This is a genomic window from Pseudomonas sp. MC6, assembly GCF_054790575.1.
Genome location: NZ_CP186504.1, coordinates 5,574,177 through 5,590,907 on the forward strand (window position 1 = coordinate 5,574,177; position 16,731 = coordinate 5,590,907).

Consider the following 16,731-nt stretch of genomic DNA (forward strand, 5'->3'; position numbering starts at 1 on the left):
CACACGCTGCGGGGCAGGGCTTTCACCGACGCTGATGGCACTTCGAAATACCTTTCGTCGGACGTCTCGAATAGACACGTCGCGACGTCGTTTTCAGGAGTTATTGAACGGCCATCCAATTTTAGGCATGGCAATTGCTCTGTCATAACAAAGCCCGTCTCCCACGCGAGAACGCTGGCAATAACAAGAGCCTCCGCCTGAGGCCATCACCCGCTTTGTGTGAGGAGATACCGCGATGACGTCGTTCAACTCCGGGGCCCAACCCCAGAACCGTGCGCCTCAATCCATCGGCTTTCTGCTGCTGGACAATTTCACGCTGATTTCTCTGGCCTCCGCAGTAGAACCCCTGCGCATGGCCAACCAATTGTCCGGTCGCGAGCTGTATCGCTGGAGCACCCTCACCGTCGATGGCGGCCAGGTGTGGGCCAGTGACGGTCTGCAAATCACTCCCGACGCTTCCATGCACAAAGCCCCGCCACTGGACACCGTGATTGTCTGCGGCGGTATCGGCATTCAACGCACCGTTACCCGTGAGCACGTTTCCTGGCTGCAAAGCCAGGCGCGTCAGTCCAAGCGCCTCGGCGCCGTGTGCACCGGCAGTTGGGCACTGGCTTGCGCCGGCCTGCTCGACGGTTTCGATTGCAGCGTGCACTGGGAATGTCTGGCGGCGATGCAGGAAGCTTTCCCGCGCGTGGCGATGAGTACGCGTCTGTTTACCCTCGACCGTAACCGTTTCACCAGCTCCGGCGGCACCGCGCCGCTGGACATGATGCTGCACCTGATCAGCCGCGATCACGGCCGTGAACTGTCCGCCGCGATCTCGGAGATGTTCGTCTACGAACGCATCCGCAACGAACAGGATCACCAGCGCGTGCCGCTCAAGCACATGCTCGGCACCAACCAGCCGAAGCTGCAGGAAATCGTCGCGCTGATGGAAGCCAACCTCGAAGAGCCGATCGACCTCGACGAACTGGCGGTGTACGTCGCCGTGTCGCGTCGACAGCTGGAGCGGTTGTTCCAGAAATACCTTCACTGCTCGCCGTCGCGTTACTACTTGAAGCTGCGTCTGATCCGCGCCCGGCAGTTGCTCAAGCAGACGCCGATGTCGATCATCGAAGTGGCGTCGGTGTGTGGTTTTGTCTCGACGCCGCACTTCTCCAAGTGCTACCGCGAATACTTCGGCATTCCGCCGCGGGACGAGCGAGTAGGCTCCAACACCACCCAGCAAGTGGCGATGCTGCCGCTGCCGCAGGCCATCGTGATGTCGCCGCTGTCGGGGCCGATGTCGGCGTTGAGTCAGGCGCGTAATGAATCGACGTTTGCCAGCGTAAGGCTGTAAGGCAAAAGATCGCAGCCTGCGGCAGTTCCTACAGGGATATGCGTTCCAATGTAGGAGCTGCCGAAGGCTGCGATCTTTTGATCTGCTGTCAGGCGCTATGGCTTTGCTGGTAGTCCGCCAATGCCGGCAGTAATTGTTTGTCGATCGCCTGACGTACCGCCGGCTGAATGCTGGCGCCGCTGGTGTACATATCCTTGACCATTTTGCGCAGTTCAAACGCGCGAACATTATCCAGACCGCGCACCGCGCACTGGCAGGCCTGATCGGCGGTCGTGCCACTGGGCACTTGAATACCCAACGCTTTGAGCTGGCCCAGCAAATCTTCCTGATCGATCAAATCGGCATACATCATGACGCGCATCCTTCTTCGGTAACGGAGGTCGTGGCTCGATTCTGGTAGCCACGTCGGGGCACGGCAAGGGCGTTTTGTCGCAGTGGCTGCGACGGCTATGAACAGGTCGTTTTCGGCTAACTCGCCGCTCAAGGGAGTGGGCACACTGAACTCAGCTTGCAACACGAAGGTTTGGTCACCCTCGCACGGCAGCTCCTCAACAGTAGCTTGAGCCCCGATCCAGTCACGGCTGGTATCGGGGCTTTTTTTGCCTGCTTATAAAAGCAAAGATCGCAGCCTTCGGCAGCTCCTACAGGGAACGCATTCCAATGTAGGAGCTGCCGAAGGCTGCGATCTTTTTATGGTTTAGCGTTGCAGCACCAGAATCCGCGATAACAACTCATCCCGATCGATATAGCAGCCTTGGAAGTGCCGCGCTCCGGTGGCCGGGTCAAAGGCATTGCGCGCGTGCAGCGTGCGGCGATTATCAAAGCACCACAACTCTCCAGGATTGAGCCGCTGTATCAGCCGGAATCGTGGCTCGCGCGTCATCGCGATAAACCGCCGATACGCCCGATACAACACCGGCATCTGCTCCACCGAGGTATCAAATGCGCCACGCAAAAAGTTCGCCATGCGAATTTCCGCCACTCGTCCCAAGGCATCCAAAGCAATGATCGGCGCCAGGCAGCGATAGTCGCTATGGCGATCCTTGTTGCGAAACTCCACGGGGATTTCACACAGCGCCTGAAACGCTGCCGGGTCCTCACTGCGCAACGCATCGGCAATCGAAAATCCGTCGACAAAAATACTCTCGCCACCCTCGGCGTCATTTACCAGGCAATGCAGAAATTGCAGCCCCGGTTGCAGCTCACGGGTCGGCAGATCAGTGTGCAACGGCAAATTGAAAGCGGTGTAGGCATTGCTGTCGGCATCGGCCTTGGATTGCACGTTGAACAGCACGCCGAAGTTGCTTTCGCGGATAAAGGAAATGCGCTGCGCGATAAGTTTCAGTGAACCGGGTTCGCTGGGTACGCCGCGCACTTGCGTCAGGCCGATGTCGCGCACGGCGAGCAGCCATTGCAGCAGCACGGCGTTGTCGTTCATCAGTGCCACGTATTCGAACACCGGCAACTGCAAATCGCTACGCCAAAGATAAGGCTTGGGCTTGGCGGCCAAGCGTTCGGCGCGGGATTCATCGTCGTAGGCGTGCGCGCGTAACCAGCCCGGATCGAAACGGCTGAGGTGACCGTCCTGCCAGTCGATGCGTAGGCAGCCGTGGGTATCGATATGCGCGGCAGCAGGTTTGAGGTCTTCAGTGGCATCGACAATCTCGAAGACCTGTTCGCGGGTGATGTTGTAGACGCACTGTGGACACGGGCAGTTGTCCCGCAACCAGACATGGTGGAACGGGCTGATGCGCCCGTCAGCCCATTCAATGGCAACACGATCCGCCAGGCTCTGCACGCCACCGAGCGCGCTGATCAACGGATAAGTACGGAAATCGGCAACAGCGGCAGCGGTGTTCATGGCGGCTCCTTGCGATCGATGGATTTACCTTGCAGGCGGCAGCGCGATGACGCGGCCGATGTAAGCGGGAGCAGGCAAGTCTTTCTGCTCGGCGACGATGCTTTGCAGGCGGCTCAGGGTGTCCGCGCTGAACGGCGCCGAGCGCGGGCCGGCGAGGTCGACGTGCAAGAGCATTTGTTCATTGCCGGCCAGTTCCTGATCCTCACCGACCTTGTGCAGGCTGTGATAGAGGTGCAGGCGTTTGCCGTCGTGGGCGATGATTTGCGTGCGCACTTCGACTTCGGTGTCGAGCTTCACTTCGTGCAGGTAATTGAGGTGCAATTCGAGGGTGAACAGTGAATGGCCGCTGGCTTCGCGGTTGTTGCTGTCCATGCCGAGGCGATCCATCAGGGCGTCGGTGGCGTAGCTGAAAATCAGCAGGTAAAAGGCGTCGCGCAGGTGACCGTTGTAGTCGACCCAGTCGGGGATGATTCTGGTTTGGTAGGTGGTGAGGTTGGGCATGGTTTGGGTTCCGGCAGTGGGCGGGTCGTTAAGATCAAGAGCTACCCCCTCACCCCAGCCCTCTCCCCCAAGGGGGCGAGGGGGAAAGGGAGCAAATTTTCGAGCTTTTCGAGTCCTGAGTTCGGCTCGATGGTGCAAGTCGGCGTAACTCGAACAATCAGCGCGGTCAGTCCCCTCTACCTCTGGGAGAGGGCTAGGGTGAGGGCTGCAATGTCACGGCAGACATATCACTCGCTGAACGCCATCCCATGCTTCTCCTTGGTGGTCTTCACCGCCTCCAGCACAGCCAGCAAACAATCATCACGATAGCGCTCCAGCGCCGAAATACTGTGACGGCCGAGCTGATCGCTGGTGCCATCGACCACGTCATCGATCAACTTGTCAGTCAGCTCCGGCGCCGGCAGATAGGTCCACGGCAACTGCAACGCCGGGCCGAATTGCGACATGAAGTGGCGCATTCCCGCATCACCACCGGCCAGGGTGTAGGTCAGGAATGTGCCCATGAACGACCAGCGTAGACCGGCGCCAAAGCGGATCGCATCGTCGATTTCGCCAGTGGTGGCGACACCGTCGTTGACCAGGTGCAGCGCTTCACGCCATAGCGCTTCGAGCAAGCGGTCGGCAATAAACCCCGGCACCTCCTTGCGCACATGCAACGGGCGCATGCCGAGGGATTCGTAGACTTTCATTGCTGCCTGAATGGCTTGCGGCGCGGTGTTCTTGCCGCCGACTACCTCTACCAAAGGCAGCAGATAAACCGGGTTGAACGGGTGGCCGACCACGCAGCGTTCCGGGTGCGTGGAACTCTCGTAGAACTCGCTCGGCAACAGGCCCGACGTACTCGAACCGATCAACGCATTGGGCTTGGCTGCGGCGCTGATTTTGCTGTGCAGATCAAGTTTCAGCTCCAGACGTTCCGGGGCGCTTTCTTGAATGAAATCGGCATCGCGCACGCACTCTTCGATAGTCGCGACAAAGCGCAGGCGATCCTGCGAAGCGCCCGGCGCCAGACCGTTTTTCTCCAGCGCCCCCCAGGCATTGGCCACGCGTTTGCGCAGTGCTGCTTCGGCGCCGGGCGCCGGATCCCAGGCCACCACGTCGAGGCCATAGGCGAGGGCACGGGCCACCCAGCCACTGCCGATGACACCGCTGCCCAGCGCGGCGAAGGTTTTGATTTCGGTGATAAAGCTCATTGGATTTTTCCCGAGTAAGGTGATCCCTGTAGGAGCTGCCGAAGGCTGCGATCTTTTGATCTTGCTTCTAAAAATCAAAGTCAAAAGATCGCAGCCTTCGGCAGCTCCTACAGGTTAAAAGTGGGGTCAGTCAGGCTCGTTTTTGGGATAGGTCAGCCGCGCTGGGTCAGGCCCATTTTCTTGCGGCCCTCAGCCGGGGTCAGCACGCGGGCGCCGAGGCGGCTGAGGATCTCGCTGGCGCGCTCGACCAATTGGCCGTTGGTCGCCAGCACGCCTTTGTCCAACCACAGGTTGTCCTCCAGCCCGACCCGTACGTTGCCGCCCAGCAACACCGCTTGCGCAGCCATCGGCATCTGCATCCGGCCAATGCCAAAGCCGGCCCACACCGCGTCGGCTGGCAGGTTATCGACCATGGCTTTCATGGTGGTGGTATCCGCCGGCGCACCCCACGGAATGCCCAGGCACAACTGGAACAGCGGGTTATCGAGCAACCCTTCCTTGATCATCTGCTTGGCAAACCACAGGTGACCGGTGTCGAAAATCTCCAGCTCGGCCTTCACGCCCAACTCGGTGATGCGCTTGGCGCCGGCCCGCAGTTGCGCCGGTGTGGAGACGTAAATGGTGTCGCCATCGCCGAAGTTCAGCGTGCCGCAATCGAGGGTGCAGATTTCCGGCAGCAACTCTTCAACGTGGGCGAGACGGGTCAGCGGGCCGACCAGATCGGTGTTCGTGCCAAACTCCATCGGGTTCTCGCCAGGGCCGATTTCGAGGTCGCCGCCCATGCCGGCGGTGAGGTTGACGATGATGTCGACGTCGGCCTCGCGGATGCGCTCCATCACTTCGCGGTACAGCGCCACGTCACGGCTGAACTTGCCGGTCTGCGGATCGCGCACATGGCAATGCACAACGGTGGCGCCGGCCTTGGCTGCTTCAACGGCGGCGGCAGCGATTTGTTTCGGGGTGACCGGCACGTGCGGGCTCTTGGCGGTCGTGTCGCCAGCACCGGTGAGTGCGCAGGTGATGATGACGTCGTGGTTCATGGTGCGGTTTCCTTCAGGCGTGATGGGTCTGTCCGCAGCCCTTTTCGGGGCTGCGAAGCTTCGTCCGGTTCCCTCTCCCCTTGGGAGAGGGGCTTTTAAATGAGAGTGTTATTTGCTGGTCAGCTGGAGGTTTTCAGCCGCCGGTTTGCCATCGAACGTGGTCACACCTTCCAGCCAGCGCTGCTTGTCTTCGGGGTGATCCTTGAGCCATTGCTTGGCCGATTCGAAGGCGTCCTTGTGGTCGAGCAGCGGTTGCATCATCCGGCTCTCGTCTTCGGCGGTGAACGTCAGATTGGTCAGCAAGCGACCAATGTTCGGGCACTGCTCAGCGTATTTCGGCGCGGTGACGGTCCACACGGTGGCCATGCCTTCGTTCGGACCAAGGGCATCGTCGCTGCCGGTCAGGTAAGTCATCTGCACGTTGACGTTCATCGGGTGCGGCGCCCAACCGAAGAACACCACGGCTTCCTTGCGGCGCACGGCGCGGTCGACGGCGGCGAGCATGCCGGCTTCGCTGGACTCGACCAACTGGAATTTGCCGAGGCCGAACTGGTTCTTGGCGATCATCGCCTTGATCTGCGTGTTAGCGCCCGAGCCCGGCTCGATGCCGTAGATCTTGCCGCCCAGTTCTTTTTCAAACCTGGCAATGTCGGCGAAGGTTTTCAGGCCCTTGTCGGCCAGGTAAGTCGGCACGGCGAGGGTCGCACGGGCATCTTTCAGGCTTGGCGCTTCGAGGACTTTGACCTGATTGGCGTCGACGAACGGGGTGATGGTCTGGGTCATCAGCGGGTTCCAGTAACCGAGGAACAGGTCCAGGCGCTGATCGCGGATCCCGGCGAAGATGATTTGCTGGGACGCACTGGTTTGTTTGGTGTTGTAGCCGAGGCCGTCGAGCAGGACCTGGGTCATGGCACTGGTGGCGATCACGTCGGTCCAGTTGACCACGCCCATGCGCACGTTCTGGCACGAGGCGGGTTCGGCCGCCATGACGCTGGCGCTCAAGAAAGCGGTACCGCTGAGTGCAAGAACACCGCTGCTGATCAGTCGTTTCATGTCGGGTTCCTCGGCAGGTGGTTTATTGTGGTTCCCGGCGTCTGATGCGCCGGTGATGCCAAGTTACGCAACTATGCCCCCGTAAAAGCGCACTGCGGCGACTGGCATTTGCACTGTAGCGACCTGTGCCCTTGAACGCCGACGACAATCGGCGTATCAACGAGCCACGCTACCCGCCGACCGAGTGCGCCTATGTCCCAGGATTTCTATTTCTTGCTGATGCCGGGGTTCTCCGCCATTGGCTTTATCTCCGCGATCGAACCGCTGCGCGTGGCCAACCGCTTTCGTGGCGAGTTGTATCGCTGGCACGTGTTGAGCGCTGATGGCGGGGCGGTGCTGGCGAGCAATGGCATGTCGGTCAACGCCGATGCAGCGCTGGAGCCGCTGAAAAAAGGCGCGACGTTATTGGTGGTGGCTGGGTTTGAACCGTTGAAATTTGCCACGCCGACCCTGGAGCATTGGCTGCGGCGGCTGGATAACGATGGCGTGACGCTGGGCGCCATCGACACGGGCAGCTTTGTCCTTGCCGAAGCCGGATTGCTTGAGGGCCATCGCCTGACCCTGCACTGGGAAGCGATCGATGCCTTCAAGGAATCTTATCCACAGCTCAGCGTGACCCAGGAATTGTTCGAGATCGACCGTCGACGGATCACCTCGGCGGGTGGCACCGCTTCCATTGATTTAATGCTCGATTTGATCGCTCAGGCCCATGGGCCGCAGCTGGCGATTCAGGTCAGTGAGCAGTTTGTGCTGGGGAGGATTCGCCCGCGCAAAGACCACCAGCGTATGGAAGTTGCTACGCGTTACGGGATCAACAACAAGAAACTGGTGCAGGTGATCGGCGAGATGGAGCAGCACAGCGAACCGCCGCTGACCACGCTGCAATTGGCGGAATCGATCAAGGTCACGCGACGGCAACTGGAGCGCTTGTTTCGGCTGCATCTGAACGACACACCGAGCAATTTCTATCTGCGGCTAAGGCTGGAAAAGGCCCGACAGCTGCTGCGCCAGACTGACATGAGCGTGCTCGAAGTCAGCATCGCCTGCGGCTTCGAATCACCGTCGTATTTCACCCGCAGCTACCGCGCACGCTTCGCCCGCTGCCCGCGCGAAGACCGCCGTACCGCACAGGCCTGAATTGGATGCACCCAAAACCCCTGTAGGAGTGAGCCTGCTCGCGATAGCGGTAAGTCAGACAACACTGATGTCGACTGACACTTCGTCATCGCGAGCAGGCTCACTCCTACAGTTTGATCGGGTTACTTCTTCAGCAGCGCCGAACACGCCGCCTTATAAGCCTCTTGCTGATACTTGTTCAACGTCCCCGGCAGTTCAAAATTATGCTTCTTCGCCTGCGCATTGATCGTCTGCGGCGACAACAATGTCACCTCACACCCATCCAGCAGCTGCAAAATCCCTTCAATCTTGAACGTCGTCGGTCCACCGGCAAACTCACCCTTCTTGCTGCGTTTCTTGATCGCAATCCGGTCAACCGAATTCTCCCGCACAAACGACGCCACCTGCGCCGCAAAGAGCTTAACGTTTGCCGCTTCGTCATCGTCTTCGAGGGCGATCTTCTTGGTGGCAAGGGGAATGTGGCTCAGGGTCGAACCGTCGAGAGCGGCCACGGCGATGATCGCTTCGCTGCCTTTGATTTCGATGCCGCAGATGTTCATGGGGAATTCCTTGAAGTGAAGAGGGCAGCTTACAGCTCAAGCTGATTGGTGGTGATGCCGAACGCCGACGCAATTTTCTCGCGAGTGGCCTTGCGTGGCTTGGCGACTGTTTCCTGCTGGGCAAACGCCGGTTGCGAAATACCCATGCGTTTAGCGACTTCTTCCTGAGTCAGGTTGAGGTGTTCGCGCCAGGCACGGATCGGTGTCGCTCCGTCGACCATCCGACTGACCACTTCATGGGGAATCAGATCGGGCTGCATTTTCTGCGCGACGTACTGCGCGTAAGGGATGACGACGAAGGCTGGGTTGCCCTCGGCATCGTTGATGATTTGGATATCTGTGGATAACTTCATATACGAAGAAATATAAGTCTTTTATAAGATTTAAGAATCTTTGCTTATATTTCTCCCAAATACCAATCCGCAAGTTTGACGGCATGTTGCGAGAAGTCAGGATCACTCCTGCCCAATCGACTCCAAAAACTCCGACCGCTCATCACTCATCCGCGCCACGCAATCATTCTGCGCAATCGTGAACGCCTTGCTCCCCGCCGTCGCCGGAAACGCTTCCACCGCGCAATCCGCATCCCGGGTCTTTAACCACTGCTGCTGAGCCGTCTTCATCTTGGCAGTGATGTCCGCCAGTTGCGTCGCGTTTTTGCCGTACGCGGTCTGCATGCGTTCGGTCAGGCTGGCGTAGTTGTCCTTGAGCAGGTCTTCGGCGGTGGTGCGGCTGTAGGTCGAGCATTCCAGGGTCTGGACGTCGTTTTCGACGGCGTCGCACGGGTTGTTGTCGGATTCTTCGGCGGCGTGTACGCCGGTCGCAAGCAAAGCCAAAGCCAGGAAGATCGATTTCATTGTTGTCGCCGCTCTAATCCAGTGGTGTTTCCAAGATGCCGGAGATTCTGGCTCAAGCTTGCGGGCTTGAACAGGTAGCTGATCGGAGCGTCTGGCGACCCTTTGTCGCGGATTGACGCTTTCGGCAATTCCCCTGTCGTTTTTGCACCCGGTCGCCCGGGCACCGAGGCATATGCTGGCCCCAAAGCGCCGGCAGACGATTCGGCGCATGAATCGCCAATAAGGGGACGCCTGATGAGCCCAGCCGAATTACACGCCGACAGCATCGTTATCGACGGTCTGATCATTGCCAAATGGAACCGCGAGCTGTTCGAAGACATGCGCAAGGGCGGTCTGACGGCGGCCAACTGCACTGTGTCGGTGTGGGAAGGCTTTCAGGCGACCGTGAACAATATTGCTGCCAGCCAGAAGCTGATCCGCGAAAACAGCGACCTGGTGATGCCGGTGCGCACCACCGCCGACATTCGTCGTGCCAAGGAACAAGGCAAGACCGGCATCCTCTTCGGCTTCCAGAATGCCCACGCGTTTGAAGACCAGATCGGCTACGTCGAGGTGTTCAAGCAGCTCGGCGTCGGCATCGTGCAGATGTGCTACAACACCCAGAACCTGGTCGGCACCGGTTGCTACGAGCGGGACGGCGGCCTGTCGGGTTTCGGTCGCGAAATCGTCGCCGAGATGAACCGCGTTGGCGTCATGTGCGACCTGTCCCACGTCGGTTCCAAGACTTCCGAAGAAGTCATCCTCGAATCGAAAAAACCGGTCTGCTATTCCCACTGCCTGCCGTCGGGTCTCAAAGAGCACCCGCGCAACAAGTCCGATGAAGAACTGAAGTTCATCGCCGACCACGGCGGTTTCGTCGGCGTGACCATGTTCGCGCCGTTCCTCGCCAAGGGCATCGATTCGACCATCGACGATTACGCCGAGGCGATCGAATACACCATGAACATCGTCGGCGAAGACGCCATCGGCATCGGCACCGACTTCACCCAAGGCCATGGCCAGGACTTCTTCGAATACCTGACCCACGACAAGGGCTACGCCCGCCGTCTGACCAGCTTCGGCAAGATCATCAACCCGCTGGGCATCCGCACCGTCGGCGAGTTCCCGAACCTGACCGAAACCCTGCTCAAACGCGGCCATCCCGAGCGCGTGGTGCGCAAGATCATGGGCGAGAACTGGGTCAACGTCCTCAAAGACGTCTGGGGCGAATAACGCTGACTCAAGACCGCCGCCGAACTGCCCCCTCTCCTGTGGGAGAGGGCCGGGGTGAGGGCAGCGGTCACCACTGAATCCACTATTTTTTCTGGAGTTAAGTTTCCATGGCCAAGATCGCCCCGCAATTGCCAATCGAAGTCGACAGCGAGACCGGTGTCTGGACCTCTGACGCCCTGCCCATGCTCTACGTGCCGCGTCACTTCTTCGTCAACAATCATATGGGTATCGAGGAGGTTTTGGGCGCTGACGCCTACGCCGAGATCCTCTACAAGGCGGGCTACAAATCCGCCTGGCACTGGTGCGAAAAAGAAGCTGAATGCCACGGCCTGGAAGGCGTCGCGGTGTTCGAGCACTACATGAAGCGCCTGTCGCAACGCGGCTGGGGCCTGTTCAAGATCCAGGACATCGACCTCGACAAAGGCACCGCCAGCGTCAAGCTCGAACACTCGGCATTCGTCTATGTGTACGGCAAGGTCGGGCGCAAGGTCGACTACATGTTCACCGGTTGGTTTGCCGGGGCCATGGATCAGATTCTTGAAGCACGCGGCAGCAAGATTCGCACCGTCGCCGAGCAAGTCTACGGTGGCTCCGAAGAAGGCCACGACGACGGCCTGTTCACCGTCAAGCCGTTGTAAGTCGAGGAACCCGCCATGGCTTTCGAAGCAATGTTCCAGCCGATCCAGATCGGCAAACTGACCATCCGCAACCGCGTGCTCAGCACCGCGCACGCTGAGGTCTACGCGACGGACGGTGGCATGACCACCGACCGCTACGTCAAGTATTACGAAGAGAAAGCCAAGGGCGGCATCGGCCTGGCGATCTGTGGCGGCTCCTCCGTGGTCGCCATCGACAGCCCGCAGGAATGGTGGAGCTCGGTCAACCTGTCGACCGACCGGATCATTCCGCATTTCCAGAATCTGGCCGACGCCATGCACAAGCATGGCGCCAAGATCATGATTCAGATTACCCACATGGGCCGCCGCTCGCGCTGGGACGGCTTCAACTGGCCGACCCTGATGTCGCCGTCGGGCATCCGTGAACCGGTGCACCGCGCCACCTGCAAAACCATCGAGCCGGAAGAAATCTGGCGGGTGATCGGCAATTACGCCCAGGCTGCGCGCCGAGCCAAGGCCGGTGGCCTCGACGGCGTTGAATTGTCGGCGGTGCACCAGCACATGATCGACCAGTTCTGGAGTCCACGTGTCAACAAGCGTACCGACGAATGGGGCGGCACCTTCGAAGGCCGGATGAAGTTCGGTCTGGAAGTGCTGAAAGCGGTGCGCGCCGAGGTCGGTGATGATTTCTGCGTCGGCATGCGTCTGTGCGGTGACGAATTCCACCCGGACGGCTTGTCCCACGAGGACATGAAGCAGATTGCCAAGTATTACGACGACACCGGCATGCTCGACTTTATCGGTGTGGTCGGCTCGGGTTGTGACACTCACAACACCCTGGCCAACGTGATTCCGAACATGAGTTATCCACCGGAGCCGTTCCTGCATCTGGCCGCCGGGATCAAGGAAGTGGTCAAGGTGCCGGTGCTGCACGCACAGAACATCAAGGATCCGAACCAGGCCACGCGGATCCTTGAAGGCGGTTACGTCGACATGGTCGGCATGACCCGCGCGCACATCGCCGACCCGCATCTGATCGCCAAGATCAAGATGGGCCAGATCGACCAGATCAAGCAGTGCGTCGGCGCCAACTATTGCATCGACCGTCAGTATCAAGGCCTCGACGTGCTGTGCATTCAGAACGCCGCGACGTCCCGGGAGTACATGGGCGTGCCGCACATCATCGAGAAATCCACCGGGCCGAAACGCAAAGTGGTGATCGTCGGTGCCGGCCCTGCCGGGATGGAAGCGGCCCGCGTTGCCGCCGAACGTGGCCACGACGTGACCCTGTTCGAGAAGAAGGAATTCATCGGCGGGCAGATCACCACCGCATCGAAAGCGCCGCAGCGTGACCAGATCGCTGGCATCACCCGCTGGTTCCAACTGGAACTGGCGCGACTGAAAGTCGATCTGCGTCTGGGCACGGCGGCCGATGCCGACACCATCATGGACTTGCGTCCGGACGTAGTGGTGCTGGCGGTCGGCGGGCATCCGTATCTGGAACAGAACGAACACTGGGGCGCCGCCGAAGGGCTGGTGGTCAGCAGTTGGGACGTGCTCGACGGCAAGGTTGCGCCGGGCAAGAACGTGCTGGTCTACGACACCATTTGTGAGTTCACCGGGATGTCGGTTGCCGACTTCCTCGCCGACAAGGGCAGCCAGGTCGAGATCGTCACTGACGACATCAAGCCGGGCGTGGCCATCGGCGGTACATCGTTCCCGACCTACTACCGCAGCATGTACCCGAAAGAAGTGATCATGACCGGCGACATGATGCTGGAGAAGGTCTACCGCGAAGGCGACAAACTGGTCGCGGTGCTGGAGAACGAATACACCGGCGCCAAAGAGGAGCGGGTGGTCGATCAGGTGGTGGTGGAAAACGGCGTGCGTCCGGATGAAGAAATCTATTACGCGCTCAAAGAGGGTTCGCGCAACAAGGGCCAGATCGACGTCGAAGCGTTGTTTGCGATCCAGCCGCAACCTTCGCTGAGCGAGGCGGGCGACGGCTACTTGCTGTTCCGCATCGGCGACTGCGTGGCGCAGCGCAACACGCACGCCGCCATTTATGACGCACTCCGGCTCTGTAAGGATTTTTGACGGCTCAGCTGCGAGCCATAAGCTTCAAGCCGCAAGTAAAAGCCCGGCAGATTTTGCTGCTCTTTCTTGCAGCTTGTAGCTTGTAGCTTGCACCTCGCCAGAGGTGACTCTGATGTTGAACACCCTTCTTCCAATCCTGTTGTTCGCAGCTATCGGCCTTGGTGTCCTCGGCGCGTTACGGCGGGTAGCGATGTGGCGCCGGGGCCGGGCCTCGAAGGTCGACCTGATCGGCGGCCTGTTCGCCATGCCCAAGCGCTACATGGTCGATTTGCACCATGTCGTGGCGCGGGACAAATACATCGCCAACACCCACGTGGCCACGGCCGGCGGTGCGGTGGCGTCGATTGTACTGGCGCTGCTGGTGCACGGTTTTGGCCTGCATAACCGCATTCTCGGTTACGCCTTGCTGCTGATGACGGCAGTGATGTTCGTCGGCGCGATCTTCGTTTATCTGCGTCGGCGCAACCCGCCGGCGCGGCTGTCGAAAGGCCCGTGGATGCGCCTGCCGAAAAGCCTGCTGGCGTTCTCGGCGTCGTTCTTTCTGCTGACCCTCCCGGTGGCCGGAATCCTCCCGGAGAACTTCGGCGGCTGGGTGCTCGCAGTCATTCTCGGGATTGGCGTGCTGTGGGGCGTGTCGGAGCTGTTCTTCGGCATGACCTGGGGCGGGCCGATGAAACACGCCTTCGCCGGTGCGTTGCATTTGGCTTGGCACCGCCGCGCCGAGCGTTTTGGCGGCGGTCGTTCCACGGGCTTGAAACCTTTGGATCTGAACGATCCGAGTGCTCCGCTGGGTGTTGAGAAACCCAAGGATTTCACCTGGAACCAACTGCTCGGTTTCGACGCCTGCGTGCAGTGCGGCAAGTGCGAAGCGGCGTGCCCGGCCTTCGCCGCTGGCCAGCCGCTGAACCCGAAAAAACTGATTCAGGACATGGTCGTCGGCCTCGCTGGCGGCACCGATGCCAAGTTCGCCGGCAGCCCGTATCCGGGCAAACCTGTAGGCGAGCATAGCGGTAATCCACATCAACCGATCGTCAACGGCTTGGTCGACGCCGAAACCCTGTGGTCGTGCACTACCTGCCGTGCCTGCGTCGAGGAATGTCCGATGATGATCGAGCACGTCGACGCCATCGTCGACATGCGCCGTCACCTGACCCTGGAAAAAGGCGCGACGCCGAACAAGGGCGCCGAAGTCCTTGAAAACCTCATCGCCACCGACAACCCCGGCGGTTTCGCCCCGGGCGGGCGGATGAACTGGGCGGCGGACTTGAACCTCAATCTGCTCAGCGAGAAGAAATCCACCGACGTGCTGTTCTGGGTCGGCGACGGTGCGTTCGACATGCGCAACCAGCGCACCCTGCGCGCCTTCGTCAAAGTGCTGAAAGCGGCGAAAATCGACTTTGCCGTACTCGGTCTCGAAGAGCGTGACAGCGGCGATGTTGCCCGGCGTCTCGGCGATGAAGCGACCTTCCAGTTGCTTGCCAAACGCAACATCCAGACCCTGGCCAAATACAGCTTCAACCGCATCGTTACTTGTGATCCGCACAGCTTCCACGTGCTGAAAAACGAGTACGGCGCGTTCGATGGCAACTACCTGGTGCAGCACCACAGCACCTACATGGCAGAAATCATTCAGGCCGGCGCGCTGAACCTCGGTCAGCACAAAGGCAACAGCGTGACCTATCACGATCCGTGCTACCTCGGTCGTTACAACGGCGAGTACGAAGCGCCGCGTGAAGTGCTGCGTGCCCTCGGTATCGAAGTGAAAGAGATGCAACGTTCCGGCTTCCGTTCGCGCTGCTGCGGCGGTGGTGGCGGCGCGCCGATCACTGACATTCCGGGCAAGCAACGGATTCCCGACATGCGCATGGAAGACATCCGCGAGACCGGCGCCGAACTGGTGGCCGTGGGTTGTCCACAGTGCACGGCGATGCTCGAAGGCGTGGTCGAACCGCGGCCGCTGATCAAGGACATCGCAGAACTGGTGGCCGACGCGCTGCTCGAAGACGCCGCGCCGAACAAGCCTGCCACGCCGGCCAAACGTGAACCTGCGGAGGCCCACTGATGAGCGACATTATCCGCCGCGACCCGCGCGCCGAATGGATTGCCCGTAACCGCCTGCATCCGCTGCACGCGGCGATGCAACCGGCGCAACACAGCTGGATGGGCCCCAACGGCGTCATTCGCAAGAACCTGCACGGCATCGGTTTTATCGGCCCCAACGGCATCAAACGGATCGATCGCAGTGGCGCGCAACAGGGCGGGGCGGTCAAACGCTCGGCGGCTGTGGAAGTGCAATTGCCGCTGCATCAGGTGCCCGCGCCGGCGTTCTACATCAGCGTGGTACCGGACATGGTCGGTGGCCGCTTGAGCAGTCACGACCGTGATTTGTTTGGCCTCGCCCATCAGCTCGCCGGTAATGACGGCGCAGTGTTGGCGGTGGTCTTTGGCGAGCATAAGGAAAACGCTTTCGCGACCGCTGGCGTCGATCGCCTGCTGGTGCTCGAAGGCGAGGAATTCAGCGGTTATGCACCGGAGCAACGGGTGCAAGGTTTGCGCGCTGTGGATAACCAGTTCAACCCGCGTCATTGGTTGCTGCCGGACAGCCGCAGCGGTGGCGGTGAACTCGGTCGACGCTTTGCCGCTGCACTGGGCGAACGCCCGGCGACACGGGTCTGGCAGGTCAAGGATCAGGAGTGCATCGGCCGCGCTGGCGCTGGGCTGCAAGACCTTGCCCGTCCAGTTGCGCGGTTGATTTTGGCCGCTGCCGAATGCGCCGAACCAGTCAGCGACACTCGCCACGAAGCGTTGCCGGTGGAGTTATCCACAAGCGTGGCGCGCAGTCTCTCGCGGATCGAAGATCTCGGCGCCGTGGCGGTCGACCCGGCGGCGATTCCAATGGCTGAAGCCGAATTCATTTTCTCCGGCGGCAATGGAGTCAAAGACTGGGCACTATTCCACGAAACGGCGGCAGCACTCGGCGCTACCGAAGGTGCTTCCCGCGTTGCAGTGGACGATGGCTTCATGGCGCGTGATCGTCAGGTCGGCGCGTCCGGTACCTGGGTCACCGCGCGGGTCTATGTGGCTGTGGGTATCTCTGGCGCGATTCAGCACCTGCAAGGTATTGGTGCCTGCGACAAGGTCGTGGCGATCAACCTTGATCCGGGTTGCGACATGATCAAGCGTGCCGATTTGTCGGTGATCGGCGAAAGCGCAGAGATTCTGCAGGCGTTGATCGAAGCGGTCGCGGCTTACCGCAACGAAGCCAAGCGCGATGCGGCTTAAGGA

At 60.3% G+C, this 16,731-nt stretch carries 16 protein-coding genes; 7 read left to right on the plus strand and 9 right to left on the minus strand.

The window, feature by feature from the left end; genetic code table 11:
- Positions 1-235 precede the first annotated feature (235 nt).
- A complete protein-coding gene (gene gbdR, locus ACOYXE_RS24970; protein ID WP_007949927.1) occupies positions 236-1,339 on the plus strand; it encodes a choline metabolism transcriptional regulator GbdR in 1,104 nt (367 codons plus the stop codon).
- Between the two features lie 88 nt (positions 1,340-1,427).
- Here the strand turns inward: gbdR and ACOYXE_RS24975 are convergent, their stop codons facing one another.
- The 6 genes from ACOYXE_RS24975 to ACOYXE_RS25000 all read right to left on the minus strand — a co-directional run bounded on the left by ACOYXE_RS24975 (position 1,428) and on the right by ACOYXE_RS25000 (position 6,987).
- Positions 1,428-1,691: a hypothetical protein gene (locus ACOYXE_RS24975; protein WP_160059713.1), complete on the minus strand. Its 264-nt coding sequence runs from the start codon at positions 1,689-1,691 to the stop codon at positions 1,428-1,430.
- A 345-nt stretch (positions 1,692-2,036) separates the two neighbouring features.
- Positions 2,037-3,200, minus strand: a complete 1,164-nt coding sequence (locus ACOYXE_RS24980) for a gamma-butyrobetaine dioxygenase (RefSeq protein ID WP_460926788.1) — start codon at positions 3,198-3,200, stop codon at positions 2,037-2,039.
- A gap of 24 nt (positions 3,201-3,224) precedes the next feature.
- On the minus strand, positions 3,225-3,701 hold the full coding sequence (locus ACOYXE_RS24985; protein WP_460926789.1) for a thioesterase family protein: 477 nt from the start codon (positions 3,699-3,701) through the stop codon (positions 3,225-3,227).
- 227 nt (positions 3,702-3,928) lie between these two features.
- Positions 3,929-4,894, minus strand: coding sequence for an L-carnitine dehydrogenase (locus ACOYXE_RS24990; RefSeq protein WP_160059710.1), 966 nt, complete (start codon positions 4,892-4,894; stop codon positions 3,929-3,931).
- 152 nt (positions 4,895-5,046) lie between these two features.
- Positions 5,047-5,934, minus strand: a complete 888-nt coding sequence (locus tag ACOYXE_RS24995; protein ID WP_460926790.1) for a beta-keto acid cleavage family enzyme — start codon at positions 5,932-5,934, stop codon at positions 5,047-5,049.
- A gap of 108 nt (positions 5,935-6,042) precedes the next feature.
- The gene (locus tag ACOYXE_RS25000) at positions 6,043-6,987 is read right to left on the minus strand and encodes a choline ABC transporter substrate-binding protein (RefSeq protein ID WP_460926791.1); all 945 of its coding nucleotides are present in this window, start codon (positions 6,985-6,987) and stop codon (positions 6,043-6,045) included.
- Positions 6,988-7,179: 192 nt separating this feature from the next.
- On the opposite strand from ACOYXE_RS25000, the gene ACOYXE_RS25005 reads away from it, so the two are divergent.
- A complete protein-coding gene (locus tag ACOYXE_RS25005; protein WP_460926792.1) occupies positions 7,180-8,124 on the plus strand; it encodes a GlxA family transcriptional regulator in 945 nt (314 codons plus the stop codon).
- Positions 8,125-8,246: 122 nt separating this feature from the next.
- On the opposite strand, the gene ACOYXE_RS25010 is transcribed toward ACOYXE_RS25005, so the two are convergent.
- The 3 genes from ACOYXE_RS25010 to ACOYXE_RS25020 all read right to left on the minus strand — a co-directional run bounded on the left by ACOYXE_RS25010 (position 8,247) and on the right by ACOYXE_RS25020 (position 9,520).
- The gene (locus tag ACOYXE_RS25010) at positions 8,247-8,663 is read right to left on the minus strand and encodes a DUF3010 family protein (protein ID WP_460926793.1); all 417 of its coding nucleotides are present in this window, start codon (positions 8,661-8,663) and stop codon (positions 8,247-8,249) included.
- Positions 8,664-8,692: 29 nt separating this feature from the next.
- Positions 8,693-9,016 carry a helix-turn-helix domain-containing protein gene (locus ACOYXE_RS25015; protein ID WP_460926794.1) on the minus strand — a complete coding sequence of 108 codons (324 nt, stop codon included), beginning with the start codon at positions 9,014-9,016 and terminating at the stop codon, positions 8,693-8,695.
- A gap of 102 nt (positions 9,017-9,118) precedes the next feature.
- The gene (locus ACOYXE_RS25020; protein WP_223027360.1) at positions 9,119-9,520 is read right to left on the minus strand and encodes a lysozyme inhibitor LprI family protein; all 402 of its coding nucleotides are present in this window, start codon (positions 9,518-9,520) and stop codon (positions 9,119-9,121) included.
- 234 nt (positions 9,521-9,754) lie between these two features.
- Between ACOYXE_RS25020 and ACOYXE_RS25025 the strand changes: the two genes are divergently transcribed.
- The 5 genes from ACOYXE_RS25025 to etfA all read left to right on the plus strand — a co-directional run bounded on the left by ACOYXE_RS25025 (position 9,755) and on the right by etfA (position 16,728).
- On the plus strand, positions 9,755-10,732 hold the full coding sequence (locus ACOYXE_RS25025; RefSeq protein WP_160059705.1) for a dipeptidase: 978 nt from the start codon (positions 9,755-9,757) through the stop codon (positions 10,730-10,732).
- 107 nt (positions 10,733-10,839) lie between these two features.
- Complete coding sequence (locus ACOYXE_RS25030; RefSeq protein ID WP_005792152.1) at positions 10,840-11,370, plus strand: DUF5943 domain-containing protein; 531 nt, start codon at positions 10,840-10,842, stop codon at positions 11,368-11,370.
- A 15-nt stretch (positions 11,371-11,385) separates the two neighbouring features.
- On the plus strand, positions 11,386-13,446 hold the full coding sequence (dgcA, locus tag ACOYXE_RS25035) for a dimethylglycine demethylation protein DgcA (protein ID WP_016983627.1): 2,061 nt from the start codon (positions 11,386-11,388) through the stop codon (positions 13,444-13,446).
- A gap of 112 nt (positions 13,447-13,558) precedes the next feature.
- Positions 13,559-15,508 carry a dimethylglycine demethylation protein DgcB gene (gene dgcB, locus ACOYXE_RS25040; protein WP_160059704.1) on the plus strand — a complete coding sequence of 650 codons (1,950 nt, stop codon included), beginning with the start codon at positions 13,559-13,561 and terminating at the stop codon, positions 15,506-15,508.
- Positions 15,508-16,728: an electron transfer flavoprotein subunit alpha gene (gene etfA, locus ACOYXE_RS25045; protein WP_460926795.1), complete on the plus strand. Its 1,221-nt coding sequence runs from the start codon at positions 15,508-15,510 to the stop codon at positions 16,726-16,728. Before dgcB ends, etfA begins: the two co-directional genes overlap by 1 nt.
- Positions 16,729-16,731 lie beyond the last annotated feature (3 nt).

What these genes read in the sequence shown, in the direction of transcription:
- ACOYXE_RS24985 (WP_460926789.1), bottom strand. Translation starts at nt 3,701, where the DNA reads ATGCCCAACCTCACCACCTACCAAACCAGAATCATCCCCGACTGGGTC.
- ACOYXE_RS25020 (WP_223027360.1), bottom strand. Translation starts at nt 9,520, where the DNA reads ATGAAATCGATCTTCCTGGCTTTGGCTTTGCTTGCGACCGGCGTACAC.
- ACOYXE_RS25000 (WP_460926791.1), bottom strand. Translation starts at nt 6,987, where the DNA reads ATGAAACGACTGATCAGCAGCGGTGTTCTTGCACTCAGCGGTACCGCT.
- dgcA (WP_016983627.1), top strand. Translation starts at nt 11,386, where the DNA reads ATGGCTTTCGAAGCAATGTTCCAGCCGATCCAGATCGGCAAACTGACC.
- ACOYXE_RS25005 (WP_460926792.1), top strand. Translation starts at nt 7,180, where the DNA reads ATGTCCCAGGATTTCTATTTCTTGCTGATGCCGGGGTTCTCCGCCATT.
- ACOYXE_RS24995 (WP_460926790.1), bottom strand. Translation starts at nt 5,934, where the DNA reads ATGAACCACGACGTCATCATCACCTGCGCACTCACCGGTGCTGGCGAC.
- ACOYXE_RS25025 (WP_160059705.1), top strand. Translation starts at nt 9,755, where the DNA reads ATGAGCCCAGCCGAATTACACGCCGACAGCATCGTTATCGACGGTCTG.
- dgcB (WP_160059704.1), top strand. Translation starts at nt 13,559, where the DNA reads ATGTTGAACACCCTTCTTCCAATCCTGTTGTTCGCAGCTATCGGCCTT.
- etfA (WP_460926795.1), top strand. Translation starts at nt 15,508, where the DNA reads ATGAGCGACATTATCCGCCGCGACCCGCGCGCCGAATGGATTGCCCGT.
- ACOYXE_RS24990 (WP_160059710.1), bottom strand. Translation starts at nt 4,894, where the DNA reads ATGAGCTTTATCACCGAAATCAAAACCTTCGCCGCGCTGGGCAGCGGT.
- ACOYXE_RS25015 (WP_460926794.1), bottom strand. Translation starts at nt 9,016, where the DNA reads ATGAAGTTATCCACAGATATCCAAATCATCAACGATGCCGAGGGCAAC.
- ACOYXE_RS25010 (WP_460926793.1), bottom strand. Translation starts at nt 8,663, where the DNA reads ATGAACATCTGCGGCATCGAAATCAAAGGCAGCGAAGCGATCATCGCC.
- ACOYXE_RS24980 (WP_460926788.1), bottom strand. Translation starts at nt 3,200, where the DNA reads ATGAACACCGCTGCCGCTGTTGCCGATTTCCGTACTTATCCGTTGATC.
- ACOYXE_RS25030 (WP_005792152.1), top strand. Translation starts at nt 10,840, where the DNA reads ATGGCCAAGATCGCCCCGCAATTGCCAATCGAAGTCGACAGCGAGACC.
- ACOYXE_RS24975 (WP_160059713.1), bottom strand. Translation starts at nt 1,691, where the DNA reads ATGATGTATGCCGATTTGATCGATCAGGAAGATTTGCTGGGCCAGCTC.
- gbdR (WP_007949927.1), top strand. Translation starts at nt 236, where the DNA reads ATGACGTCGTTCAACTCCGGGGCCCAACCCCAGAACCGTGCGCCTCAA.